The sequence below is a fragment of the Synechococcus sp. R55.4 genome (assembly GCF_047461935.1).
Taxonomy (GTDB): Bacteria; Cyanobacteriota; Cyanobacteriia; order Thermostichales; family Thermostichaceae; genus Thermostichus.
The window spans coordinates 25,615-41,178 of the sequence record NZ_JANSIF010000014.1 but is presented as its reverse complement, the minus strand read 5'-3'; the positions used below and the strand labels follow the sequence as shown (position 1 = coordinate 41,178).

The following is a 15,564-nucleotide window of genomic DNA, read 5'->3' as shown; positions in this document are numbered from 1 at the left end:
AGGAAACACTTCCGTGAGTCAGAAAGGTAAAAACAAGAAATGGAGAAGCGCGGGGTTATATGCGCTACTGGCCATCGTCTTGATCTCTTTAGCCACCACCTTCTTGGGTACCCGCCCGGCTGAGCGTTTGGAGATCAGCTACTCCGACCTGATCAGCCGCGTCGAACGGGGCGAGGTCAGCAAAGTTTTGGTGGAGACGGCCCCGGATGGTCGCCAAGTTGCCATTGCCGAGGCAGAAATCAACAACCGCGCCACCCAAGTGCAGGTGAATCTGCCCCCCCTTACCCCTGAGTTTGAGAACACCCTGGTTGCCAACGGGGTGGAGCTGGCGGTACGCCCTGTTCAAGAGGAGGGGCTACTTGGGCGCATTCTCAGCACCTTCTTCCTGCCGGTTTTGCTCTTGCTGGGGCTCTTTTTCCTGCTGCGGCGGGCTCAAAATGGCCCAGGCAGCCAAGCTCTCAACTTCGGCAAATCCAGGGCACGGGTGCAGATGGAGCCGAAAACCCAAATTACCTTCAACGATGTGGCCGGCATCGATCAGGCCAAGCTGGAGCTGGCAGAGGTGGTGGATTTCCTGAAAAACTCAGAGCGCTTCACCGCTTTGGGAGCCAAGATTCCCCGCGGGGTGCTGCTGGTGGGCCCGCCCGGCACAGGTAAGACCCTGTTGGCCCGCGCCGTAGCCGGAGAGGCGGGTGTGCCCTTTTTCTCCATTTCCGGCTCCGAGTTTGTGGAGATGTTTGTTGGGGTCGGCGCTTCTCGCGTGCGGGATCTGTTCGAGCAGGCCAAGCAAAATGCTCCCTGCATCGTCTTCATCGATGAAATTGATGCAGTCGGTCGCCAGCGGGGAGCTGGCTTGGGAGGTGGCAACGACGAACGGGAGCAGACCCTGAACCAGTTGCTCACCGAGATGGACGGTTTTGAGGGCAACTCCGGTATCATCGTCATTGCGGCCACCAACCGACCGGATGTGCTGGATGCGGCGCTGCTGCGGCCTGGCCGGTTCGATCGCCAAGTTACGGTGGATCGCCCCGATTTTCAGGGCCGGCTAGAAATCCTCAAGGTGCATGCCCGCGGCAAAACCCTGTCTGCCGATGTGGATCTGGAGAAATTGGCCCGCCGTACCCCTGGGTTTACCGGCGCCGACTTGGCCAACCTCCTGAACGAAGCGGCTATTCTGGCTGCCCGCCGCAACCTCACCGAGATCTCCATGGACGAGATCAACGACGCGGTGGATCGGGTGTTGGCCGGCCCAGAGAAGAAGGATCGGCTGATGAGCGAACGGCGCAAGGAGTTGGTGGCCTACCATGAGGCGGGCCATGCCCTGGTGGGATCCCTCTTGCCCAACTACGATCCCATCCAAAAAGTGACGATCATCCCCCGGGGACAAGCAGGTGGCCTCACCTGGTTCATGCCCAGCGATGACGACATGGGACTAACCACCCGTGCCCATCTGAAGAACATGATGACTGTTGCCTTGGGTGGGCGCGTGGCCGAAGAAGTGGTCTATGGAGAGTCGGAGATCACCACAGGGGCAGCCAGTGACCTGCAGCAGGTGGCCCGCATCGCCCGCAACATGGTGACCCGCTTCGGTATGAGCGATCGCCTGGGAAATGTAGCCCTAGGTCGCCAGTACACCAACATTTTCCTGGGCCGGGAAATTGCCGCAGAACGGGATTTCTCGGAGGAAACAGCGGCCCTCATTGACGAAGAGGTGCGGCGGCTGGTGAACGAGGCCTACCAACGGGCCACCTACTTGATTCGGGAAAACCGCGCCCTCTTGGATCGGATCGCCCGCCGCCTGGTAGAGGCCGAAACCATCGATGGGGAAGAGCTGCAGGCCATCATCGACAACTCTGAGGTGGTGATGTTGCCCCCCGAAGAGGAGCCAGAACCGCTGACTCTGCCTATGGCCGTCAACGCCAGCGCCTAGTCTCTTTTCCCCAAGCGCAAACTTGGGATCCCTGCTTTTCCTCTTGAGGAGAGAGGGATCCCAATGTTTTGTATGATTTGCGCTGGGAGAGGGGGAGTCCACCCTAGCCGGCAACAGCCGAACCCAACAAAGTCCGGCTCGCCTCTGCTTCCAGGGGCTGAGGCTCGTAGATTTTCAGCACGTACTCGGCCACCATGCGGTCGGTGTTGAAAACGGGGTTGAGCGTGCGGATCGCCTCCTTCATGCGGGCAATCCAACGACGTGGGATCCCTTTCTCATCCCGGTCGTAGAACATGGGGATTACTTCATACTCCAACAAGTCGTAGAGGGAGTTGGCGTCCAAGTCGTCTTGGGCAGCGGGATCCAGACCTTCGATTTCTTGGCCAATAGCCCAGCCATTGCGACCGTTGTAACCTTCCGGCCACCAGCCATCCAGCACCGACAAATTCAATCCCCCGCTGAAGCCCACCTTTTGTCCTGAGGTGCCGGAGGCCTCCAGAGGGCGTCGCGGGTTGTTCAGCCACACATCGACCCCCTGCACCAAATTGCGAGCGACATAGGCATCGTAATTTTCGATGAAGGCGACCCGGTTGGCCACCTCAGGCCGGTTCGACCATTCCACCACCCGCTGGATCAGGCGCTTGCCCCCTTCATCCCGGGGATGGGCCTTGCCGGCGAAGATAATCTGTACAGGGTACTCTTTGTTGGTGAAGATGCGGGTAATTCGCTCCAGATTTCGCAGGATCAAATCTCCTCGCTTGTAGGTGCTGAAGCGACGGGCAAACCCAATCGTCAAGACCTTGGGATCCAGCAACTGGTTGACCGCTTGGATGCGCTCGTTGCTTTCGCCGCGATTGCGCCGGGCCCGCAACACCCGGTGGCGGGTAAAAGACACCAACCGCTCCCGCAGAGCCTCTTTGCGCCGCCACAGTTCTTCATCTGGGATCTCTTCCACCTTGGCCCACAGTTCCGGGTCTGACACCCGCTCCGGCCAATCGGGGCCCAAGTACTGGTCGTAGAGATTCCAGAAGAGGGGGGAAACCCAGGTACGGGCGTGAACCCCATTGGTAATGGAGCTGATGGGCACCTCATCCACCGATCGCTCAGGGTAGAGCACATGCCACATTTCGCGAGAAACCCGTCCGTGGAGCTTGCTTACGCCATTGGCTGCCCGCGCGTACCGCAAAGCCAGCACCGTCATGTTAAAGCGCTCCCAGGGATCCCCGGTGCGCCGAGCTCCCAAGGCCAAAAATTGTTCCCGCGTCAGGCCCAGTTGAGGCCAGAAGGAGGCAAAGAACGCATCCATCTCATTGGGGCTAAAGGCATCGTGGCCAGCCGGCACCGGTGTATGGGTAGTAAACACACATTTTTCCCGCACCTTGGCCTCTGCCGTCTCGAAGGGGGTGCCCCGCGCCACTTCCTCCCGCAGCAACTCCAGCGTCAGGAAAGCAGCGTGCCCTTCATTCATGTGATAAACCATGGGATCCAAACCCAACTGGCGCAGCAGGCGCACCCCACCGATACCCAGGATGCACTCTTGGGCAATGCGAGTATCGGTGCTGCCCCCGTAGAGGTGGGCGGTAATCCAGCGATCGATGGGGTCGTTCTCCGGCAGGTCGGTGTCCAGCAGAAAAAGAGGTACCCGGCCCACGTCCGCCCGCCAGGCACGCGCCTTCACCAACCGCTGCCGCATCGCCACTTCCACCAACAGAGGGCTGCCATCCGGCTGGCGCACCAGAGTCAACGGCAGAGACTCAAACTCAGAGTCTTCGTAAAGCTCCCCCTGCCAGCCATTGTTGTCCAGGCGCTGTTGGAAGTAGCCCTGACGGTAGAGCAATCCGACGGCCACCAGGGGCACTCCCAAATCCGAGGCCGACTTGAGGTGATCGGCGGCCAACATACCCAGCCCGCCAGAGTAGGTGGGCAAAGACTCGTGCAAGCCGTATTCGGCACAGAAATAGGCAATAGGACGCTGCCAGTCGTAGGTTTTCATGGTGCGCTTGGCCCAGGTATCCTCAGCCGCCATGTACTTCCGATAGGACTGCACCATCCGGTTCAACGTGTTGAGGTAGTTCACATCGGTGGCCAAGGCTGCCAACCGCAAGTAGGAAACCTCCTCCAGCATGCGCACCGGGTTGTGGGAGGTTTTTTCCCACAGGGCGGGATCCATTTCCCGGAAAATGGTGAGGTGATCGGGGTTCCAGGTCCACCAATAGTTGCGGGCGATCTCGCACAGGGGCGTGAGCGCTTCCGGCAGCACCGGACAACGTTCGGGAAAAGCAGGAGCTAAGGTGGCAATGGACATAGGACAGATACCTGGGGTTAAAGTTATGGGCTCGAAAAAGAAGAGGTAGAGGTCGATGCTGGTAAACGTATCTCAATTATTATTGAGCCGATCCTGAGGATCCCGAGAGGGGAATTCAAGATCTCTACAAAATCTTCACAAAATCTTCAGGGATGTAACCCAAATTTGCCCAGGCTTCTCTCGATCTTGTCATAGCAGCGCGGAGCCTTCAAAAGCAGCGTTCACAGGCAGCCCAGCTTTCGATTCCGGCAGAAGCTGCCCGTCTATCTTCAGAGATGGTGCAACGTTAGAGTTAACTCAAAGTTAACAAAATCTACAGAACCCCAACGAACCCTTGGGGAACCCCTCCGGTTCAATTAAAATGCTGCTTCTCATAAGCTCTTAAAAACTGCAGCCGCTTTTGCTACCAATCGATGATTTTGTTGGCTTCTCCCTGAAGTTGAGCCCTAACGTCCTTCCACCACTGCCAAGGTGGTGTTGCGGTAGTAGTGGCTGAGGATCTGTTGGTAGGAGTAGTTCTGGCTGGCCATCCCAGCCGCTCCCCACTGGCTCATGCCCACCCCGTGCCCGTAGCCCCGCCCCTGAATCTCAAAGAAAGCTGGGAATGTCCCTGCCACAGGAGCCAAGCTGGCTGTAGTGGCGGCCTCTCCGCGTGGACTAATGGCAATCTTTGTGCTGCGCAACCCTAGAGCCCGACGAAAATCGCCGGCATTGAGATCTTTGATCCCTTGGGATCCCGTCAAGCGCACCGTGATTGCCCGTCCCCACGGGGAGCTGCGCAGTACCTCCACAGAACGAATGGCACCGATCCCGGCAGCCAATTGCTGAATCTGTTGGGCAGGAACGGTGGCCGTCCAGCTAAACACCGGTGAGTGCTGATCGAAATCCGGCACCCCCTGTAAGTAGGGCCGCGACTCTAACCAGACATTGCCTGCATCATCCGTATGTCCCCCCGCAGAGGAGTGGAAAACCGCATTGATCAACTGCCCCTGGTAGATGAGAACCTGCCCGGCGGTCTCACGGGCAGCCGCTTGGGTACGGCTGGATTCGGCAGCCACTCCCTTGTAAACCTGCCAATCAATCCCGTTTCCTAAGTCAAAAGGCTGCTGGGAACGGCGACTGCGGTGGTAGAGGGCATAGGTGCGGGAGGCCACGGCTTGGGCTTTAAGAGCCTCCATGGGAAAACGGTGTCCCATCTCGCTGCCCACCACGCTGGAAACGTAGTCTTCCAAGCCAACTTGGTTGATGGCAATCACCCCACGCTCGCCAGGGATCAACTCCACCCAGCCACGGTACCAATTCTGGTCGATAAACACTAACCCATCGGAGGTGGTGGGCTGTAGGTAAAGACGTTCTCCCTGTTGGCCGGCCAAACTGACTGCTGAACCCGAACGGCTGGCCTGCAGCGGTTGCATGGCCTGCACCTCTGCCAGCGGCTGTCCCTGGGCATTCAATATGCGGGCTCCGGTAGAGCTGCCGATCGTGACCTGAGACTTGTTGACGGCAATACCTACCCGCAGCAGCACCCGTGCCTGCACCGGAAAAGTTAAGCACAGCCAAGCCCAAACCAGGAGGGCAATACCTCTAATCGAGGCTGATGGGAGAGGAGAAAAGGAGAGGGTAATAGTCACACACCAATCCTCTGGGAAAGAGTATCACAGCCGGCGAGGGATCCCAGACAAGTCGGGTTTTGAGAATCCAGGCATAGGGCCGACGCACCCTCAACAACCCAAGCGGCCACCGTTGGGCTCAAGAGATCCCGCACTCGGAAAGCCTTTTTTGAGGCTGGTGCGGGATCCCGGGCAAGGGCCAGCCGAACCCGTTATGACAGTATCAAAAACATCCTGCAGATGCACGACTTCAACCCAGAATTTTCCGCCCCCAGTCCCTCGGTCAGGATTCAGCCGGCTCAGAGGGGATCCCGCGCCGGCGGCAAAACCACTGCTGCAATAGGCGGCGACACTCGGCCTCGCAGACTCCGCCGATGACCTCCGGGCAATGGAAGCTGGCGGCAGAAGCTGGCAAATTGAGCACGCTGCGCAGTGCTCCGGCCTTGGGATCATCGGCGCCGTAGATTACCTGGGCCAGCCGCGATTGGCTGATTGCCCCCGCACACATGGGGCAGGGCTCCAGGGTCACATACAGCCGACAGCCCTGCAGCTGCCAATCGCCCAAGCGCTGCCCTGCCTGCCGTAGGGCCAGAATCTCCGCATGGGCCGTGGGATCCCGATCCCGTTCCCGCCGGTTGCTGCTCAAAGCCAGCAACTTTTCCCCTGGCCCCACCACCAGAGCGGCCACCGGCACCTCTCCGGCTTCTCCTGCTTGCTTAGCTTCTCGCAAGGCCAACTGCATCCAGGCGCGGTGGCGCTGCCACGGATCCCGCCCTTGCGGCTCGGAGGAATGGAGCTCGCTCGGATCCCCGATCATTTTGGGCGTTTCGAGCACTGCCTCTGTCCGCAAGATTTGCTAGGGTAAGCACACATACCCCGAACATCCAAAAGTAAAGAGTAGGAATAGATAGAATAGACCAGGAGTGAACTGGGTCTTGATGGCGTAAGTCGGGGGAGCGGGTTCACGCCTTTTGAGTCTTGGCGATACGGCTTAGCTTTGGGAGGGATCATGGCGCGGATTCTACGGCATACACTTTTGGCGATGGCTCTGTTTGGTGGAGGCGTCGCAGGTGGGGTCTGGCTATCGTCTCGAGCGGGGCAGGAGTGGTTACAGCAAACTCCTCTGGTCACTTGGACGCGACGGGCCGGTGAGGGAGTAGGATCCCTTTTGCCCTGGTCTGAGTCCCGCCCTGAGGCTGCGAATTCTGCCCCTCCCGCCGATGCCGTCCGGCCTTCTAATTTTATTGCCGCCGTTGCCCAAAAGGTCGGCCCAGCGGTGGTGCGCATCGATGCCACCCGCACCGTGTCGAGGGGGGTCAACCCAGAACTGTTCAACCAGCCCCTGTTTCGCCGCTTCTTTGGGGATCAACTACCGCAGTTGCCGCAGGAGTTTCGGCAAGAAGGCACCGGATCGGGGTTTATCATCGACGCCAGTGGCCTGATCCTCACCAACGCCCATGTGGTGGAAGGCAGCGAGCGAGTCAGGGTTCATCTGCTGGATGGGCGCACCTTTGAAGGAGAGGTGAAGGGCTCAGATCCGGTTACCGATATCGCGGTGATCAAGATTGAGGGGGAGAATCTGCCCACGGTTACTTTGGGCAACTCTGACTTGGTGCGACCAGGGGATTGGGCTATTGCCATTGGCAACCCGCTGGGCCTGGACAATACCGTGACTGCCGGGATCATCAGCGCTGTTGGGCGCTCCTCCGGGCAAATTGGGGCTGTCAACAAGCGGGTGACTTTCCTGCAAACGGATGCGGCCATTAACCCCGGCAACTCGGGTGGCCCACTGCTGGATGCGGAAGGCCGCGTGATTGGGGTGAATACGGCCATCTTCCAGCGGGCCCAGAGTGTGGGCTTTGCCATCCCCATCAACCGCGCCATGGACATTGCCGAGCAATTGATCCGGAATGGTCGGGTAGAGCACGCTTTCTTGGGCATTCGCATGATCACCCTCAACCCCGACATTGTGGCCCGCCTCAACCGCGACCCCGCTCGCCCCACCACGCTGACGGTGGAAGAAGGGGTTTTGATCGGGCAGGTGATTTCGGGATCCCCGGCTGAGGAGATTGGCTTGCGGGAGGGGGATGTGATCACTGAAATCAATGGGCAGGCCATCCGCGATGCCGAGCAGGTGCAGCAGTTGGTGGAAGCCGCCGGGGTGGGCAATACGCTGACGCTGCGGGTCATCCGAAATGGACAGGCGCGCACCTTCCAGGTGAAAACTGGAGTGCTGCCCGTAGACTTCTAAGCAGTTTTATGTGCCGTCAATTTACTGATCCCCGTGTTACTGATCCCCGTGACACAATGGCCCTAGAGGCGGGGGTCAGATATGGCTTGGGCAGTTGGTGAACAATTGCAAGGGGGACGCTACCGCATCGAGGCCGTTTTGGGGGAGGGGGGTTTCGGCATCACCTACCGGGCCTGGGATAGCGTTCGTGCCGACCAGGTGGTTATCAAAGTTTTGAACGACAGCCTTCGTGAGGATCCCGACTATCCCCACTTCCAGCAGAACTTCATGAATGAGGCGCTGCAACTGGCCCGCTGCCGCCACCCCCATGTGGTGAAGGTGGAAGAAGTGATTTGGGAGCAGGAGCGCTGGTGTATTGTGATGGAGTACATCCGCGGCCAGACTCTGCACCAGCTTCTGCGGCAAAAAGGGCCGTTGCCCCTGCCGGAAGCCCTGCGCCTGACGCAGGAGGTGGGATCCGCCCTGATGGCCTTGCACGAACAGGGGATCCTGCATCGGGATGTGAAGCCATCCAACATCATGGTGCGGGAGGGATCCGGGCAGGCAGTTTTGATCGACTTTGGCCTAGCTCGCGGCTACACCCAAGGTCTGATCCAACGCCACACCTCCTACGGCACCGATGGCTATGCTCCTCTAGAGCAATACGACAGCTTGCGCCGCCGCGGCGCCTTCACCGATGTCTACGCCTTGGCAGCAACCCTCTACACGGCGCTGACGGGGATGGTGCCTATGTGTGCGCCAGTGCGGGCCACAGGCCGCCAGTTGGATACCCCTCGCAGCCTTAACCCCAACATTCCCGAGGTTGTGGAGGCTGCCATTCTCAAAGGGATGGCTCTCCACCCAGAAGAGCGCCCGCAAACCATGGCCGAGTGGCTGGCACTGTTACCGGCAGAAGCCTCTCAACAAGGGAGGAAGCCGGTTGCTTTTGAGCCAGCCATCCGCACCCAAGAGCTGAGGGAGCTGGAGCAGATCTTGGCCCAGCCTCCACAACCCCAAGACGAGCTGGAACAGCTCCTGTCCCGGCACTCGGCGGAAGAGCTAGAGCAACTGGTGGCACCTCCCACCCCCCCGACGGTGAAAAGAGAGACAGGGCCCGGATCCCTGATTTTCCCGGAAGTCTGTCCAGAAGGGCAGGGAAGTCGAGAGGGATCCCTGCCCGGAACTCTCTCTTGGCCAGAGTGGGTGGGGGAAGCAGCCCCTGCCTTGCAAGGTCTGTGGGATCGGCTGCGAGCGGGGCAGTGGGGGGAGGCGGATCGCTGGACGACAGCCCTGATGCTGAAGCTTGCTGGGCGCTCGCAAGTGGGCTTTTTTGATCCCAAGGATGTTCAGGCCTTCCCCTGCCCCATGCTGCGGCTGATTGACCAACTGTGGGTGCGGGCCAGCCATGGGCGCTTTGGCTTTACCGTCCAGAAGCAACTTTGGCAGGAGTGTGACCCGGAGGGAAGAGGAGGGATCCGTTCGGGCTCCTTCTTAGCCTTGCCCCGCGAAGACTGCATGGGGGAAAGAGTCGGCTGGCAGGTGCAGGGCCGCTGGCTGGGGTATGGGGAGCTCACAACCTGTCTGGCAGCGCCTAAGGGTCATCTGCCGGTGGGCTTTTTTTGGGGCTACTCAGGTGGCCTACGTGCGGCGCTGCTGATGCTGGATCGGGCGGTATTGAAAAAGTTCAAAGCTTGCCTGTAAAAAACTCCCCCCTCCCAAAGGGAGAGGGGCTGGGGAGTGAGGGGATAGAAAGCCCTAGTAGCGGTGCACCAGCTTGTTGATGGGCTTGAAGATGTCTGCCTCAAACTTTTTGCCCTTGAGCATGCGGTTCCAATAGAGCCAGGGTAATAGATGCACCTTGGCTAGGTACATGGAGTAGCGCTCCCGCGTCGGATCCAGCGGGAAGGAGGGAGCCAGTTTCCCCCCGTAGGCAAACTCCGCCATGATTAGGGAGTTATAGCCTGTGATCAGGGGACAACAGGTGTAGCCATCATACTGGGCCACCGGGGGCTTGGACTGCATGGCAGCCAAGAGATTTTCGGCCAGTACCGGCGCTTGCTTGCGGGCGGCAGCCGCCGTTTTGGACGTTGGCAGAGAAGAGGCATCTCCCAAGGAAAACACGTTGGGGTAGCGGGTGTGCTGCAGCGTTGCCTTATCCACATCCACCCATCCTCCCGGCCCGGCCAGGGGGCTGCGCTTGACAAAGTCCGGAGCGCTCATGGGCGGAGCCACGTGGATCATGTCGTAGTGCAGGCTCACCTCTTCTTTGCCATTGTCGGTGGTGACTTCAAAGATGGCTTCCTGAGTCTCAGGCCGGATGGCTTTGAGGTTGTGCTTGAATTTCACCTGGATCCCTCGCCGCTCTACCACCTTCTCCAGGGCAGCACTGTACTCCGGCACGGCAAAGAGAGTGGGAGTGGCTGTGCAAAAGAGAACCTTGGTGTTGACGCCAACCCCACTTTTGCTTTTGAAGACATCGTCGGCCAGGTACATGATTTTTTGGGGGGCGCCACCGCACTTGATTGGGGTAGCCGGGTACGTGAAGATGGCTGTTCCCCCCTTGAAGTTGCGGATGGTCTCCCAAGTGTAGGGGGCGTAGTCCTTGGAGTAGTTGCTGGTTACTCCTCCTTTGCCCAGCGCCTCCGGCAAGCCCTCGATCAAGTGCCAGTCGATTTGGATCCCTGGGGCAACGATGAGGTAGTCATACTGAATGATCTGCCCGCTCTCTGTGATCACGCGGTTGTGATCCGGATCTAACTCCGCCACGCGTGCTTGGATCCAGGTGGCTCCCTTGGGGATCACTGTTTTTTCGTCCCGGATAAACTTGGCCAGGGGGGCAATACCTCCCCCTACCAATGTCCAGCCGGGCTGGTAGTAGTGCTTGTCGGAGGGCTCGACAATCGCGATATCAAGATTGCGCTTGCGCTCCAGCAACTGGGCCGCTGCGCTGATGCCGGCAGCCCCTCCTCCCACTACAACAATTTGATGGTGAATGACAGGTTGCGAAGTTCTGGAGGTGGATCCCTCCACGCCAGGGCGCCCGTTCGTTTGGGTGGAGGCGGGTGGGGATTGGGTTTTGAGTTCCATTGGCTTAGTAGTCGTTGACACAGCAGTTTCCTCAAACAGAACTGAACTTGAGCTCAAGAAGCTGTTTAGTTTAATGCGGAAGAACCTGTTAAATGACAGCCAACAACCCCGAACTGGCAATCCGTAGAAGACTCTGCAGATTGCCAGCCTTCAGGAGTTGCAGCTGGGAAACAAGCGTAATCATAACACCCGATAAGAATATAGCCATTTTTTCAAGCTGTCGAGAATTTGAGGCAAATCTTAGCCTGGGACTTAGGCTTTGTTGACGCTGGTGGCAGCAGTGGCATCTCGGAGGATGAGCAGCATCCGCTAGGCTGTGGACTGTACGAAGGATTTGCCGCTGGGTTCACGGCTGGCCTTCAAGTTCTGTTGCGATTCAACTGGAGACCTTCATCACGATGGCAAAATCCATCCCTGCTGGCTCATTGCCGGTTGCTCCCTGGCACGCCCTGCCCGAAGAGGAAGTTGCCCGCCAAATCGTTGCAGTGGATCTGCCTCTGGCGGCGCTTCTGGAACGGGGTCTGTCTCAAGCTGAGGTGATCCAGCGGCAGAAGCAATATGGCCCCAACGAGCTAAAGGCCAAGGCAGCTACCCCGGCCTGGGTGAAGTTTCTGCAGCAGTTCAACCAATCCTTGCTCTACATCTTGATGGTTGCCGGGGCGGTCAAGGCGTTCTTGGGATCCTGGCGCAATGCCATCGTGATCTGGGCGGTGGTGGTAATCAACGCTCTCATCGGCTACATCCAGGAGTCCAAAGCGGAGGAAGCGATTGCCGCTCTGGCCCAGTCGGTGGTGACGGAGGTCACGGTCATCCGGGAGGGGCAAAAACTGCGGGTGCCCTCGCGGGAGCTGGTGCCGGGGGATGTGGTGCTCTTGAGCTCGGGAGATAAGGTACCCGCCGACCTGCGCTTGCTGAGCGTGCGCAACTTGCAGGTGGATGAATCGGCCCTGACCGGAGAGTCGGTGCCGGTGGAAAAACGGCTGGGATCCCTGCCAGAGGAGACTTCTCTTGCGGACCGCCAGAACATGGCCTATGCCGGCAGCTTTGTTACCTTCGGCCAAGGAGCGGGGGTGGTGGTGGCCATTGGCAACCAGACTCAAACAGGCCGTATCTCGGAGTTGGTCGAAAAGGGGGGATCCCTGCAAACCCCCCTGACTCGCAAGTTCGAGGAGTTCAGCCTCATGCTGCTCAGGATCATCCTCAGCTTGGCCGGGCTCACCTTTTTGGTGGGATTGGCTCAGGGACAGGGGGCGGCCAGTGTCTTTGAGGCGGCAGTGGCGCTGGCGGTGAGTGCTATCCCCGAAGGCTTGCCGGCGGTAGTCACTGTAACCTTGGCGATTGGGGTTTCCCGCATGGCAAAACGCCACGCCATTATTCGCAAGCTACCGGCAGTGGAAACCCTGGGCAGTGCCACGGTGATCTGCTCTGACAAAACCGGCACCCTCACGGAAAACCAGATGACGGTGCAGGCCATCTACGCCGGATCCCAGCTCTACCAAGTTACGGGCAGTGGCTACAGTCCTCAGGGACAAATCCTGGCCCAGGAGGGGGGTGATCCAGTGGAAGTGGAGCGGCTGCTGGCGTTACAGGCTTGTCTCTTGGCCGGCTGCCTCTGCAATGACACCCGTCTGCAACCCAAAGACAACGGCCAGTGGGAGGTGGTAGGGGATCCCACCGAAGCTGCCCTCATTGTGGCAGCCCAGAAGGGGGGTCTGGATCTGGAAGAACTGCAGCGCCGCCGCCCTCGCCTGGACAGCATCCCCTTTGAATCCGAGTTTCAGTACATGGCTACCTTACACAGATTGGGGCCGGAGGAGCATTGCATTTACGTCAAGGGATCCGTAGAGGCTCTCTTGTCCCGCTGCCATAGCCAGATGGGATCCCAGGGGGAGATCCAGCCTCTGGAAGAGGAGCGGATTCGCCAGCAGGTGGAGGCCTTGGCACAGCAGGGGCTGCGAGTTCTGGCCTTTGCCCAAAAAACCGTCCCCAGCAGCCAAACTCGGGTGGATCACCCAGATCTGCAGGAGGGTTTAATCTTCCTCGGTTTGCAGGGAATGATTGACCCGCCGCGGCCAGAGGCCATTGCCGCCGTGCGTTCCTGTCAAACAGCTGGGATCCAGGTGAAGATGATTACCGGCGACCACGTGCTCACGGCTCAAGCCATTGCCGAGCAGATGGGCCTGGGGGGTGGCAAACCAGTCAAAGCCTATAGCGGCCAGGATCTGGAGCGGCTCAGCCCCGAGAAGTTTGTTACAGCCGCCAATGAGGGATCCGTCTTCGCACGGGTGGTGCCAGAGCAAAAGCTGCGCCTGGTGGAAGCTCTGCAAGCGCGGGGGCAGATCGTGGCCATGACCGGCGATGGCGTCAACGACGCTCCGGCCCTAAAGCAAGCAGATGTGGGGATTGCCATGGGGCGAGGCGGCACCGAAGTGGCCAAAGCTGCTGCCGACATGATCCTGACCGATGACAACTTCGCCTCCATTGAGGCAGCCGTTGAGGAGGGGCGCACGGTTTACAACAACCTGCTCAAAGCCATTGCCTTCATCCTGCCGGTGAACGGAGGGGAGTCAATGACCCTTCTCCTCAGCGTCCTCCTCAACCGCAAACTGCCCATTTTGGCCATCCAGGTGTTGTGGCTCAACATGATCAACTCCATCACCATGACGGTGCCTCTTGCCTTTGAGCCGAGCACAGGCCGAGAGATGACTCGCCCGCCGCGGGATCCGAACGCCAACTTGCTCTCTCCTAGGCTGCTGCAGCGCATCCTGCTGGTGTCCGTGTTCAACTGGATCTTGATCTTCGGGGTTTTTGAATACATCGAACAAACCACCGGCAACCTTAACCTGGCCCGCACCATGGCCATCCAAGCGTTGGTGATCGGGCGCATCTTCTACTTGCTCAGCCTCAGCCAGGCCATTCCTACCCTGTTGGGCCGTGGACGTGCCAGCCAATTGGAGCACCATGAGCGCCTCATGGATACAGCAGCCATTGCCATCGGCATTGGGGCGGCCATCCTGCTGCAGATCCTCTTCAGCCAGTGGAGCTTGTTCAACATTATCTTCGACACAGCACCCCTGTCTTGGGAGCAATGGGGCTTTTGTTTGCTGGTGAGCTTGCCACTCATCGTTGTCTCAGCGGTAGCCAATCGAGTGGATCCTGAATGAATAACTTGCTTTGGGCAACTCGCGCTCACTGCGCTCCCATCTGAAGAAGTGCCGAAGAGGGGATCCCTCAGCCATTACTCAGATGTAGCCGGCCTCTGCCAAGAGATAAAAATGCCTGCTGGCCTAGGTCTGATGGCATCCAGCTTCACACCGCTCTGGCTGTCTTTTCGACCGATTTGCGCAAGGCAATCACCATCTCAGCGGCGGTTTTTTGGAAAGTCGAGCCTGTTTTCTGGCGGAAGTTGCAGAAGACGTGATCAGAGTTCGGGGCACCTGACGAGTGAGGATGAGGTTGTCTCCAAGCAATGCCTATCCCCTGCGCGCCTTCGGCCATGGGGTGAAGTCTCAATTGCTTTCCCCTCTCAAAGGCGGTCAATTGCATCTGCGCCACGGCACCACCCCTATTCCAACGGCAATCTTTTGTCAGCTCCCTCCACGCAAACCCCAGCAGCCTTCAGCGCTTGAGTTCTTTTTGCCTCCATCACCTTTTGGCAAGAGCGGGAACATCTCTTGAGTGAGAAGAGGCTTTTCCTTCCGAGCTGCCGGCTCAAGGAACAGGAGAAAAACCTGTCTTCAAAAAAGCCTCCGACTTTCGGTTGCAGGGGTACACCATAAGGCTATGATCTTAGGGGAAGGATGTAGGACATTAAAAAATGTCAGATATACCACCACAACCTTTAACCGGGAAGGCTCTGCTCCAGAAGGTCGAAGCGTTGGGGCATCTTCCACGCCGAGAAACGGCAAAGCGATGTGGCTATGTAACCATGACCAAGACCAACAAGCCTCGCGTCAACTTGAATGAGTTCTATGACGCGGTGCTGGCGGCAAAAGGTCTGAGTCTCAGCCCAAGTTCCAGCCGGGACAAGCGCGGTCGTGAACCAACCTTTCGAGTCAGCGTCCACAAAAATGGGCAGTTGATCATTGGGTCGGCCTACACCGAAAAAATGAATCTCAAACCCGGGGATGAGTTTGAGATTCAGCTAGGTTACAAGCACATTCACCTCAAGCAAGTGCTAAACGGCCAGGTGGTGGAGGAGTCAACCCCAAGTAAAGAAGCTTCCCCCAAAGCGACTCGCGGTCGCCGGAAAAAAACTGCTGGGGCTTGAGCCGCTGCCGGGCCGGGAGTGAGGAGAAGGGATCCAGTTGACGAACTGTCACTGTGTGGCTTTCTTCTTGCCTTGCCCTCTTTAAGATGGGATCCAAAGCCTAGGTTCACCGATCTTGCTGACCCTAGATAA

At 58.7% G+C, this 15,564-nt stretch carries 10 protein-coding genes; 5 read left to right on the top strand and 5 right to left on the bottom strand.

Annotated elements, in window-relative coordinates; translation table 11 throughout:
- The first annotated feature begins 13 nt into the window (after positions 1 to 13).
- Positions 14 to 1,930, top strand: coding sequence for an ATP-dependent zinc metalloprotease FtsH (gene ftsH, locus NW842_RS05120; RefSeq protein WP_414349995.1), 1,917 nt, complete (start codon positions 14 to 16; stop codon positions 1,928 to 1,930).
- Positions 1,931 to 2,033: 103 nt separating this feature from the next.
- Here ftsH and glgP read toward each other — a convergent pair whose 3' ends face one another.
- The 3 genes from glgP to NW842_RS05105 form a co-directional block, all read right to left on the bottom strand.
- Positions 2,034 to 4,235 (bottom strand): alpha-glucan family phosphorylase, encoded by a 2,202-nt coding sequence (gene glgP / locus NW842_RS05115; RefSeq protein ID WP_414417598.1) that lies wholly within the window; start codon positions 4,233 to 4,235, stop codon positions 2,034 to 2,036.
- A 446-nt stretch (positions 4,236 to 4,681) separates the two neighbouring features.
- Complete coding sequence (locus NW842_RS05110) at positions 4,682 to 5,866, bottom strand: SpoIID/LytB domain-containing protein (RefSeq protein ID WP_414417597.1); 1,185 nt, start codon at positions 5,864 to 5,866, stop codon at positions 4,682 to 4,684.
- 262 nt (positions 5,867 to 6,128) lie between these two features.
- On the bottom strand, positions 6,129 to 6,662 hold the full coding sequence (locus tag NW842_RS05105; RefSeq protein WP_414417605.1) for a nucleoside deaminase: 534 nt from the start codon (positions 6,660 to 6,662) through the stop codon (positions 6,129 to 6,131).
- A gap of 192 nt (positions 6,663 to 6,854) precedes the next feature.
- Here NW842_RS05105 and NW842_RS05100 point away from each other — a divergent pair, with 192 nt between their 5' ends.
- Both NW842_RS05100 and NW842_RS05095 read left to right on the top strand, forming a co-directional pair.
- Entirely contained in the window at positions 6,855 to 8,096 is a 1,242-nt protein-coding gene (locus NW842_RS05100; RefSeq protein ID WP_414374254.1) for an HhoA/HhoB/HtrA family serine endopeptidase, read from the top strand.
- A gap of 81 nt (positions 8,097 to 8,177) precedes the next feature.
- A complete protein-coding gene (locus NW842_RS05095; protein WP_414417596.1) occupies positions 8,178 to 9,776 on the top strand; it encodes a serine/threonine-protein kinase in 1,599 nt (532 codons plus the stop codon).
- Between the two features lie 54 nt (positions 9,777 to 9,830).
- Here the strand turns inward: NW842_RS05095 and NW842_RS05090 are convergent, their stop codons facing one another.
- Complete coding sequence (locus NW842_RS05090) at positions 9,831 to 11,183, bottom strand: FAD/NAD(P)-binding oxidoreductase (RefSeq protein WP_414374260.1); 1,353 nt, start codon at positions 11,181 to 11,183, stop codon at positions 9,831 to 9,833.
- Between the two features lie 377 nt (positions 11,184 to 11,560).
- Here NW842_RS05090 and NW842_RS05085 point away from each other — a divergent pair, with 377 nt between their 5' ends.
- Positions 11,561 to 14,326 (top strand): cation-transporting P-type ATPase, encoded by a 2,766-nt coding sequence (locus NW842_RS05085; protein ID WP_414355636.1) that lies wholly within the window; start codon positions 11,561 to 11,563, stop codon positions 14,324 to 14,326.
- A 145-nt stretch (positions 14,327 to 14,471) separates the two neighbouring features.
- Here the strand turns inward: NW842_RS05085 and NW842_RS05080 are convergent, their stop codons facing one another.
- Positions 14,472 to 14,717: a hypothetical protein gene (locus NW842_RS05080; protein WP_414355635.1), complete on the bottom strand. Its 246-nt coding sequence runs from the start codon at positions 14,715 to 14,717 to the stop codon at positions 14,472 to 14,474.
- A gap of 262 nt (positions 14,718 to 14,979) precedes the next feature.
- Here NW842_RS05080 and NW842_RS05075 point away from each other — a divergent pair, with 262 nt between their 5' ends.
- Complete coding sequence (locus NW842_RS05075; RefSeq protein WP_011432404.1) at positions 14,980 to 15,432, top strand: AbrB family transcriptional regulator; 453 nt, start codon at positions 14,980 to 14,982, stop codon at positions 15,430 to 15,432.
- Positions 15,433 to 15,564 lie beyond the last annotated feature (132 nt).

Coding starts and splice junctions, on each gene's coding strand:
- glgP (WP_414417598.1), bottom strand. CDS start 4,235: ATGTCCATTGCCACCTTAGCTCCTGCTTTTCCCGAACGTTGTCCGGTG.
- NW842_RS05105 (WP_414417605.1), bottom strand. CDS start 6,662: ATGATCGGGGATCCGAGCGAGCTCCATTCCTCCGAGCCGCAAGGGCGG.
- NW842_RS05100 (WP_414374254.1), top strand. CDS start 6,855: ATGGCGCGGATTCTACGGCATACACTTTTGGCGATGGCTCTGTTTGGT.
- NW842_RS05095 (WP_414417596.1), top strand. CDS start 8,178: ATGGCTTGGGCAGTTGGTGAACAATTGCAAGGGGGACGCTACCGCATC.
- NW842_RS05085 (WP_414355636.1), top strand. CDS start 11,561: ATGGCAAAATCCATCCCTGCTGGCTCATTGCCGGTTGCTCCCTGGCAC.
- NW842_RS05075 (WP_011432404.1), top strand. CDS start 14,980: ATGTCAGATATACCACCACAACCTTTAACCGGGAAGGCTCTGCTCCAG.